6 protein-coding genes are annotated in these 10,086 nt (G+C 46.1%); 1 reads left to right on the forward strand and 5 read right to left on the reverse strand.

Translation table 11 applies throughout. From position 1 onward, the window contains the following. On the forward strand, nucleotides 1–1,475 hold a 1,475-nt coding region (locus B3S93_RS13315), incomplete at its 5' end, for a sensor domain-containing diguanylate cyclase (RefSeq protein WP_289287010.1). 37 nt (nucleotides 1,476–1,512) lie between these two features. Here the strand turns inward: B3S93_RS13315 and B3S93_RS13320 are convergent. The 5 genes from B3S93_RS13320 to B3S93_RS13340 all read right to left on the reverse strand — a co-directional run bounded on the left by B3S93_RS13320 (nucleotide 1,513) and on the right by B3S93_RS13340 (nucleotide 9,954). Beyond that, nucleotides 1,513–3,450, reverse strand: coding sequence for a PQQ-dependent sugar dehydrogenase (locus tag B3S93_RS13320; RefSeq protein ID WP_007145348.1), 1,938 nt, complete (start codon nucleotides 3,448–3,450; stop codon nucleotides 1,513–1,515). A gap of 159 nt (nucleotides 3,451–3,609) precedes the next feature. Then, entirely contained in the window at nucleotides 3,610–4,713 is a 1,104-nt protein-coding gene (locus B3S93_RS13325; RefSeq protein WP_289245437.1) for an alkene reductase, read from the reverse strand. A gap of 15 nt (nucleotides 4,714–4,728) precedes the next feature. Further along, nucleotides 4,729–5,718, reverse strand: a complete 990-nt coding sequence (locus B3S93_RS13330; protein WP_007145346.1) for a zinc-dependent alcohol dehydrogenase family protein — start codon at nucleotides 5,716–5,718, stop codon at nucleotides 4,729–4,731. A 15-nt stretch (nucleotides 5,719–5,733) separates the two neighbouring features. Then, a complete protein-coding gene (locus B3S93_RS13335) occupies nucleotides 5,734–6,891 on the reverse strand; it encodes an iron-containing alcohol dehydrogenase (RefSeq protein WP_292404114.1) in 1,158 nt (385 codons plus the stop codon). 42 nt (nucleotides 6,892–6,933) lie between these two features. Next, the gene (locus tag B3S93_RS13340) at nucleotides 6,934–9,954 is read right to left on the reverse strand and encodes a Tn3 family transposase (RefSeq protein WP_011783386.1); all 3,021 of its coding nucleotides are present in this window, start codon (nucleotides 9,952–9,954) and stop codon (nucleotides 6,934–6,936) included. Between the last annotated feature and the right edge of the window lie 132 nt (nucleotides 9,955–10,086).

Raw genomic sequence — 10,086 nt, forward strand, 5'->3', positions numbered from 1 at the left:
AGGCAAAATCCCTAGGACCCCATACAGCTGCAATCGCTGCTTATTTAGATGATCTGACACTGGCTAAAGAAGTCGTTGAGGGGATTGCAGGCAGTGATTTAGTCAAAGCTGTGGAGTTAAAGTCAACGCAGGAATCGCTAGCTTTACGTGGTACGGTACCTGATGGCGCTCAAACAATGAAGTTTGATTTGGAATCTCCTTTTTCAAGCGGTGAAATGGTTGGTAAATTAAATCTTGTGCCGAATGTCGCTTTGATTAAGTCGGATGCGAGAAAGGCCGCTATCAATCACGTTATATTAATTTCTGTTCAGACGTTTGTTTTGATCACACTTATTATTTTCTTATTAAATACACAGTTGATAACTGAAATAAAACGGCTTGCCAGTCGTTTGCATGGTATTCGGATTGGCAGTGAAGAGCGAATTATTCCAACGCAGTCTCACCAATACGATGAAATTGGTTTATTAACCCACGATATAAATGAGTTATTAAATTCGGTCGAGGAGAATATTAATCTTGAAAGAACGCTTCGACTTGAAGTGGAAGAGTTAGAAAACCGATTCAGAGATATTTTCGAACAGTCCAGTCACGGTATCGCCATTGTCGATATTGATGGCAAAATGAGGCTACATAACCCGTCTTTCAAACAGATTATTGGTGATGAGTGTTTTCAGAAGATTTCAAAGCAAGACTCCCTTTCCTTTTTTGCACTATTTGATGAAGAAAGAAGTCGCTTGGAATCAGCTGCTGCTGAAGTTTTATCGAGTGGTGAGTCACGAGCAGTTGATATAAAAGTTGATGAGGGGTCACAAACGAGGTGGTTATACTGCCTTATTTCGGTCATGACAGACGATGATAAGACGTCGTCTTTTGAAATTGTCTTGCAAGATATTTCAGAGCGTCGCAATCGGGAAGAAAAGTTAAAGGGGCAGGCTGAAGTCGATGCCTTAACCAATTTGTATAATCGCGGTGCAGGTGAGAATAAAATTGAACAACTTATCTCATCTTCGGACTCTAAGCGGTTTTCATATGGCCTGTTTATGATTGATTTGGATGGGTTTAAACCTGTTAATGATCAATTTGGCCATGAAGCAGGAGACAGAGTGCTTATAGCGGTTGCAAATCGATTATTAGGTTCAATTCGTGCTGAAGATATTGCGATACGTTGGGGAGGCGATGAATTTGTTGTTTTTGCCAGATTAACCACGGATTTATCAGAAGCGAGCAGTATTGCAGAAAAACTGTTAAATATATTACAGCAACCAATAGAATGTCAGTCTGATATGAGTGTGACTATCAGTGCTAGCATTGGTATCGCGCTCTATCCATTCAATGCTGATAATATTGAGACATTACTCAAGTACGCTGATCTTGCGATGTATGAAGTCAAATCACACAACAAAAACAGTTATAACTTTTTCAAACAACCCACATTCAAGACGTCAGAGACACAAAGTGTGATCACCGGATTTTAGAATGCCCGGTGAATAACACCGGGCATTTTCTATTGTATTACTGTATTGGTAAATAGACTAACTTACTGCCTTTCATATCCGGCACCATCAGGTACTGACCATCTGCTGAGAGACTAATGTCAGCAGCAGAGACAAAGTCATCACTGAGTAATTGTGGTGTTGCTTTAGGTTCAACTAATTGCCACACCTTACCATTTTGCCAATCACTCACATACAGATAGCCTTTGCTGTCTCTGACCAGACCATCAGCACCACCAAAGCCTTTGTTCAGTGCTTCAGTTTTACCCGAGCTGATATTCGCACGATACAAGTCACCTGTGCCAAAGTCAGCAACTAACAGCGTGTCATTACCGTCCATCAGCAACCCATTAGGACGTTTAATAGCCGATTTATCATCCAAAATTTCGCTCACTTTACCTGCTTGAGTAATTTGATAAATGCCGGCATTTTCTCCATCATCAGTGCCGCTATCAGAGACATATAAGGTACCGTTACCATCAATTTCCATATCATTCAGAAAGACAGGTTTTCCGGGAAAATCCTTGGCTTTGGCGATAACTGTGATATCACCTTTCATATCTACTTTAACGACATGATCGACATCAGCGATATACAGTTCGTTATTCCATAAATCGATGCCTTTGGGATCATTTAAGCCTGTAGCCAGCGTTGTTTTTTGTCCGGACTTATCGATAACCGTGACTTTACCGTCACCGGCTTTACCAAACTCACCAATTTCAGTGACAAATACACGACCATCTGGTGCTGCAATGGCTGATTCAGGCATCTGCAGATCAGTGATTGTTTTGCTATTTGATTGAGACGTGGCATCAGTTGAAGATGCGTTGTCATCGCCATAACTAACACGGTAAATCACATCGTTATAATCATCAGAAATCAGTAAGGAACCATCGGCAAGTTGTAATACATCGGTCGGACGTCCCCAGGCCTCACCATTCTGCAACCAACCATCGATAAAGACTTCATGACCTGTCACCTGATGATTATCATCAAATGTGACACGCATTAACTGGTAACCCACAGGACTCGTTCTATTCCATGAACCATGCTGAGCAATAATGGCATCGCCTTTGTAGTCAGCTGGAAACATATCACCTGTATAGAATTTGAGACCCAGACTTGCGGTATGTGCCTGGAATTCCTGGACAGGGAACGTGACGTCTTGTGGTGCTTGTTTGTCTTTCCAGTCAGGATGTTGCGCTTTGCCACCCGCATAATAAGGGAAACCAAAGTGCATACCGGCTTTAGGTGCGGCATTGAGTTCACCCGGTGGATTATCATCACCCATCATATCGACGTTATTATCAGTGAAATACAGGGTGCCAGTGTCGGGCTGGAAGTCCATACCCACTGAGTTTCTGATACCTTTGGCATATATTTCAGCATCACTGCCATCGGCATTCATACGAATAATGCTGGCTTCAATACCCTGAGGATTACAGATATTACAGGGGGCACCTACGGTGACATAAAGCTTGTTATCAGGGCCAAAAGCAATATAGCGCCAGCCATGGTGTGCTTTATCCGGTAGCTTATCGTAAATAACCTCACGCATTTGTTTAAATGGTAAGTTGAGATCGAAACCCGGAGCGGGGTAAATGGCAATACGGTTTTGCTCAGCAACATAAAGGTTGCCTTGATGCACCGCTACACCATTACCGACTTTTAAATCATCAAGAATCTTCACCACTTTATCGGCTTTACGATCTTTGTTTTTATCGACTACCGCAAAGACATTATTACCGCGTGTGCCAACAAATACTGTGCCTGTTGACTGGCCTAAGGCCATTTGACGCGCACCTTCGACTTCGGCATAAACATTAATATGAAAGCCTTCTGGCAGCTTGAGCTTGTGTAGATTTTCTTCCGCATCGGCTCGGTCAGCAAATGCAGCCTGTCCCATCAGTCCTAACGAACCGGCTAGCATAAGCTGTGTTATTGTCTTAAGTGTCATACATCCTCCTTTAGTATGTATTTTCCTGCTGTGCAGCGTATCGATTATTGAATCACAGAGAATCGATACGCTGCTTGAGTGGTATCAGGACACGATACGTCACTGATACTCATGGTGCTTGCCTAATAAAACGGGGTTTGTGCTGGTTTCTACATATCGTTATTTTTCAGTGAGAAAGGGATAATCGATATAACCATGTTCATCACCACCATAAAAGCTATCGCTGTCAGGTGTATTCAATGGGGCGCGAGTAGAGAAACGTTCAACTAAATCCGGGTTGGCAATGAATAACTTACCGAAGGATATACAGTCAGCATCGCCACTTTGGATCGCTACATTGGCAGTATCAAAATTATATTCACTGTTTGTCATATACGTTCCCTGATACCACTCACGACATAGGCCTAAATCAAACTCGGGGCCCGCAGCGCCTGGATTTTCAGCGCCCATTTCAGTGATATGTAAATACGCCAGGTTAAACTTGTTTAGCGCCTTGATAATGTACTCAAAAGTTTTTTCGGGCTGACTGTCTTTCATATCATTAAAAGGTTGCAACGGAGACAAACGAATACCAACACGGTCTGAACCCCAGATTTTGCAAACTTCATCAACGACTTCTAGGGTCAGACGGGCGCGGTTTTCAATACTGCCACCATATTCATCCGTTCGCTGATTACTGCCATCACGTAAAAATTGGTCAAGCAGATAGCCATTGGCAGAATGCACTTCGACACCATCAAAGCCTGCCGTTAAGGCGTTATAAGCGGCAGTTCTGAAATCATCGATTGTCTGCTTGATTTCATCCTTTGTCATTTCCTGTGGTGTTTCATAAGGTTTTATACCCTCGTAGGTATAAACTTCACCAGCAGGTTTAATGGCTGATGGGGCTTGTGGTTTCATACCACCGGGCAACATAGATGAATGTGAGACTCGACCACAGTGCCATATTTGCAAGACAATCTTGCCACCTTCTGCATGGACTGCCTTGGTGACTTTTTTCCAGCCTTCAATCTGGGCTTTGCTGTATATGCCTGGTGTATTCGGATAACCAATACCTTGAGCCGAGATTAATGTGGCTTCAGTGATAATTAGCCCCGCCGAAGCTCGCTGACGGTAATACTCAACATTCATATCTGTGGGGGCTAAACCTTCACCTGCACGGTTACGCGTAAGCGGTGCCATTATCACGCGGTTTTTCAAGCTGATGGAACCCAGTTCAATAGGTGATAAAAGCGACTGAGTTTGTTGATTCATTGCTGTCATAGTGCATCCCTAAGTTCAAAGTGTAATAACAATTTTGCCTAACTGATTATTGGCTTCCAGATAGCTATGGGCCGCGACAATATCGTCAAATTCAAATGTTTTAGCGATAACAGGGCTTAGCTGCGAATGCTTCAACCAGTCAAAGATTTTTTCTTTAGCTTTGTTTAAACGTTCTGGAGCGCTGGTGAATTCAAATAGCGTGTACCCCCGAATTGTGAGCCCTTTCTGTAATGCGGGGAACAGCGGATAAGGGGTGGGGTCAGCACTTAATGCGCCATATTGAAAGATCATCGCTAATGGTGCGCAGGCTTCAGCTAAGGTGTTTAACATCGGGCCGGCAACAGGATCGAAAACGATATTGACACCACGGCCTTCAGTGATCGCCATCACCGCATCTACCACATCATCTTGTTCACTGATAATCACGTGTTTAGCCCCTAACTGATGGAGTTGTTCTACCTTTTCAGCTGTTCGGGTCATCGCAATAGGTGTGGCACCAATCAGGTTACATAATTGTATGGCAGCAATGCCGACACTACTGGACGCGGCTGGGATTAATACATAATCACTGGCTTGCATTTTGGCAATATCAATCAAGGCACCATACGCTGTTAAATATTGCATCCACACTGATGTCGCTTGCTGCCAGCTTAAATTCTCCGGGTGATGAGTGACAGCGGTAACTGGCATATTGGTGACTTCTGCATAAGCACCATATTGGTTCATTGAAAAGTTGGGAATGGTACTGACGGCATCACCAACTTTGATATGTTTGACGTTGTCACCGACGGCAGTAACGGTTCCTGAACATTCATAGCCTATACGGGCAGGGAGTTCAGGTGTTTCAAGATATTGGCCACGGCGGAACATTGCCTCAGCACGGTTAAGACCAATAGCATGGACTTGGATCTGTACTTCATCAGCAGAAGGGGCTGGGACGGTTTCATCAATAATTGATAAAACGGATGGTTCACCTACCTGAGAAAATTGAACTGTTTTTGTCATAAAGCGCTCCTTTATTTATAGGCTTGCTTGCAGAATTTGTTGGCTTTTTTTGAGGTCGATATCATTATGTTCGCCAAGCTGGGTCAGACCATGTTCAGCCAGTTGTTTGATCATCACTGGAATAGCATCAGCATTAATCTGGTAATCACTCAGATGTGTTTTCACACCCATTCGTTCAAAAAAATCGCGAGTTTTTGTGATCGCCATGTTTATTTTAGTGTCGTCAGTGCCTTCGTTGAGTCCCCAGACACGCTCGGCATACTGTAGTAATTTGGCGGATTTTTTCTCGCGTTGTTCCTGCAGTACTGTGGGCAATAAAATCGCCAATGTTTGTGCGTGATCCAGCCCATGTAGTGCGGTGATTTCATGACCGATCATGTGAGTTGCCCAATCCTGAGGAACTCCGGCACCAATCAAGCCGTTTAACGCTAATGTCGCTGTCCACATGAAATTGGCCTGCAGATCGTAATCATTAGGCGACTCAAGCAGCTTAGGACCAATCTCAATGAGTGTCTGCAATAATCCCTCTGCGAATCGATCCTGCACCATGGCATTAACCGGATAAGTCAGATATTGCTCCATGATGTGCGTGAAGGCATCCACTACACCATTCGCCAGTTGTCGTGGTGGCAAAGTATAGGCTTTGGTCGGATCTAAAATAGAAAATACTGGATAGACGAGCTTACTGCTGAATGCCAGTTTTTCTTGTGTTTCGTAACGTGTGATCACGGAGTTGGCATTCATTTCTGAGCCAGTAGCGGGGAGGGTAAGCACTGAACCAAACGGTAATGCCTGGCGAATATTTGTGGCGTGATTCACTAAGATTTCCTGCCATGGGTCACCATCACACTGCACAGCTGCAGCAACAAACTTGGTGCCATCTATGACAGAACCACCCCCAACAGCTAACAGATAATCCAACTTATTTTGACGAATCTGCTCAACCGCACGCATCAAGGTACTGTAACCAGGATTAGCTTCGATACCGCCAAACTCTTCTATATGACGATTACCAAGGGCAGTAATGACTTCGTCTAGGGTGCCGTTTTTTCGTGCACTTTGTCCACCAAACAACACTAAAACACGCGCATCTTTCGGCACAAGCTCATCGAGTTGTGCAACCTGACCTTCACCAAAAAGGGGTCCTAGGGATTTTGCCTCCAAATACTGCAAAAACCTCCGAAGCCCCCGTGTTTGCTAGCCTGTAGAGAGGCATCAATTTTTACTTATCGGCCGATAGCCCTCAATCGGCGCCATTAAATCATCCAGTTTAGGCAGCTCTCCCGTCGGCGCGAACGTATACGTACCCCGGAAGTTGATATTCTCCCACGCGACAGGTGATGCGCCCTTTACGGTTTCCATGTGTTTTTCGCTGCCCTGCTCCTCGAAGCTGTCCAGCAGGTTGCTGAGTACTTTCGAGTTGAAGTAGATAATGGCATTTGCTACCAGCCGGGCGCTTTCGTTCCAGATTTGTATCTCCTCGTCGCTATTCCCCCGGAACCGGTCGCTGTTCACGTTGCTGATTGCCCTACGCAACTGGTGATAAGCTTCTCCCCGATTCAAGGCGCGTTGCACGTGGTTTCTAAGGCTGGCGTTATCGATGTAATCCAGCAGGTATTGGGCCTTCAATAGTCGGTTATATTCAGTCAGCGCCTTCAGTAGTGGGTGGTTTTTCTTGTAGCCAGAGAGTTTCCGGACCAATATGGCTTGGGTGGTTTTCCGGTGAGCCAGTGACACGGCAATTCGCTGGATGGTGTCCCAGCACTCCATAATACTCTGCGTGTTAATGGGTTTACGCAATGTGAGTCTCACCCGCTGACTCTCGTCCTCGGAGATATCGAACATCTCGTTGATAACCCTGCCTACCTGGGCATATCGGGGGGCGAACCGGTAGCCAAACAGATCGAGTAAAGCAAAATTCACATGGTTTACCCCATGGGTGTCAGTAGAGAGCGTATCCGGGATGATCTCAGTACTGTTGTTCATCAGGAGGTCAAAGATGTAATGGGATTCGTGTTCGTTAGCGCCGATCACCCGGGCATTGATTGCCATATGATTGGCATTCAGGCTGATCGCCGAGACCCCTTTGCTGGTACCGAAGTATTTTGAGGAATACCGGGTACGGAATGTCTCGCGCTTAGCTTCGAACTTTTGGCCATCAGCGCTGGCATGCAGGTTGTCATCCTGGATATTGTAGTGATTAAATATACTCAGTCGCGTAGTGGCGTTGTTGATGCGGTCATTTGCGGCATTCAACGTTTCCAGCCGAAGGTAGTTCGCTTGGATGGTACTCAGCTGATCATAGGTGCGGTCGGAGATCTGGGCGATACCGTAGATGCCCTGGTTTGTGGCATTGGCGATCAGGATCGCCAACAGGTCCACTTCATACTGGCGGCTTTTGGAGGTCATGCCCAGCACGTGCTCAAAGTCGTCAATAAATCCGGTATCCTGATCCACCACGCGCAAGACATCGGCGACTCCGATTGCCCTCATTTGCTGGAAGAACGGATTGTTCACCAGATGTTTTTTGCCGGTGGTCGGTAAGCGCCAAAGGTGTTTACCACCCTTCGGGCGCAGAATGATATCCCTGTTGTCCACGCGTTCCAGATAGTCGCTGACTTCGTATAGCCGAGTGGTCAACCGATCCGCCATGCGCGGGATCAGTTGCTTTGGATCCTCAGTAATTTTGGGTTGCTTCGTACCCTCGACCAAGGCCTGCTTCTGATTTTTCCAAGTCTGTGGTTTTACCAGATCGTCGTCCAGTGCACGATACCGTATGACTTCTGGCAGCACTAACTGGCCGTTTAGGCGGCTGGGAATCTGCAAATACAAGAACCATTCATATCTAGCCTTGTCTATGCCGCCGTCAGGTTTCAACAAGAGTGGTCGCGTGGCTTTTGGCGGTAGACGCCGGTCAATACTGGCATCTCTGAGCATGTTGCCGGCCGCCAGCTCCTGTCGAGTTTGGCTCAAGACCGCTGCCAACCGTTGTGTTTTATCGGTGCCTTCGATGCGTAGACAGCAAAAGAGTGATCGTAACAGGCCGGTTCTCAACGTGGATTCCGTATCCAGGTGTTGCCAGAACGCCTCATCCGCCGACTGCTTCTGATTGCCGAGGTACCGGCAGACTGAACTCAGCTCGTTGGCATTGAGAACCTGGAACGCTTGTTTCTGTACAGCATGGAATGACGTATTGGGGTCGATACGATCATCAACAAACAGGCACAAGATTTCTGCAGCCTTACTCACATTGGTAGCCGCCTTTTGCCAATCCCGATAAACTCGATCCTGCGCCAGCTGATGCGCTCGTTGCTTTACCTGTCGAACGTGGTGAATGAACCCTTCGGCCATGCGTTCCAACCCCTCCTGATATCGAAACTGTAGGTAGCAAAGCAGATATAGGCACTGGTTCTCTGGCGACTGACGCTTGATTTTGGCGCCGTAATATTGAATCCGTTCGGCATAGTGCTGCTGATTTTTTTGAGACAGAGAAAGCGAGTCGAGGACAACGGTCACCTCTGCCATCAGCGGTTGAATGTGGTGATACACCGCGAGTTCTTTCTGCAACTCGGTGCCGGTGAAATTGCGCGCGCCGCCGCGCAATTGTGTTAACGTAAGCTGGTCATTACCGGATACCAGTGTATTTAGTACAGTCGTCAATTTTGGGCTACACGCGGCGCCGATCTTCTCATGCAGTCGCTGCTGATGCTGGTTAACCACCTGACTGACGATCTTCTGCAGGGTGCTATAGGCAGGAATGGCAATTTTCTGGTGGGCCAGGAACTCAATCGCTGCATCAAAGAGAGCACGAGGTGCAACCCAGCTTTCAGCACAGGCCAATAAGTGTTCAACAAGCCGGGGTTGATGCTCAGGATCTTTCCAATTTTCATATTCGATCATGGAAAAAATCCGTTCATAAATGCGGGACTTTTGATCGGATTTCAGACTGAAGCGTCGAAATTTCAGGCCATCAAAGTGATTTTTCGCGATAAATCCCAAGTCATCCTGCATGGATTTAAACGTCGGATTGAGCAAGATGGGTTTGCATTTGAAATAGCCCAACAATGCGATGGCGATACAGCGGTACTTGCGCTGCCTTATTCTGGTCAGCTCAGCGCGCTCTTTATCATTCAGCGTGAAGTAAAACCGTTGATACGATTCGTTGAAGGAGGGGACGCCGTATAAATCCTCGATTTCAGCGGCAGTGAGAATTGATAGTCGCTTGGTTCTGCTCATTCTTTGACCCAAAGGCCGAAGAAGATACTGAAACTCGAGCTAAATTAAAATTAATAGTGGCTTGGAGGCCAGTAAATACGGGGCCTTCAACGGTTTTTGCAGTATTTGGAGGCAAAATCCCTAGGACCCCAT

It is taken from the genome of Methylophaga sp. UBA3613 (genome assembly GCF_002375415.1).
In the GTDB taxonomy this organism is placed as follows: Bacteria; Pseudomonadota; Gammaproteobacteria; order Nitrosococcales; family Methylophagaceae; genus Methylophaga.

Excerpts from the sequence above, each read along its gene's own strand:
- B3S93_RS13320 (WP_007145348.1), bottom strand. The coding sequence starts at position 3,450 with ATGACACTTAAGACAATAACACAGCTTATGCTAGCCGGTTCGTTAGGA.
- B3S93_RS13325 (WP_289245437.1), bottom strand. The coding sequence starts at position 4,713 with ATGACAGCAATGAATCAACAAACTCAGTCGCTTTTATCACCTATTGAA.
- B3S93_RS13330 (WP_007145346.1), bottom strand. The coding sequence starts at position 5,718 with ATGACAAAAACAGTTCAATTTTCTCAGGTAGGTGAACCATCCGTTTTA.
- B3S93_RS13340 (WP_011783386.1), bottom strand. The coding sequence starts at position 9,954 with ATGAGCAGAACCAAGCGACTATCAATTCTCACTGCCGCTGAAATCGAG.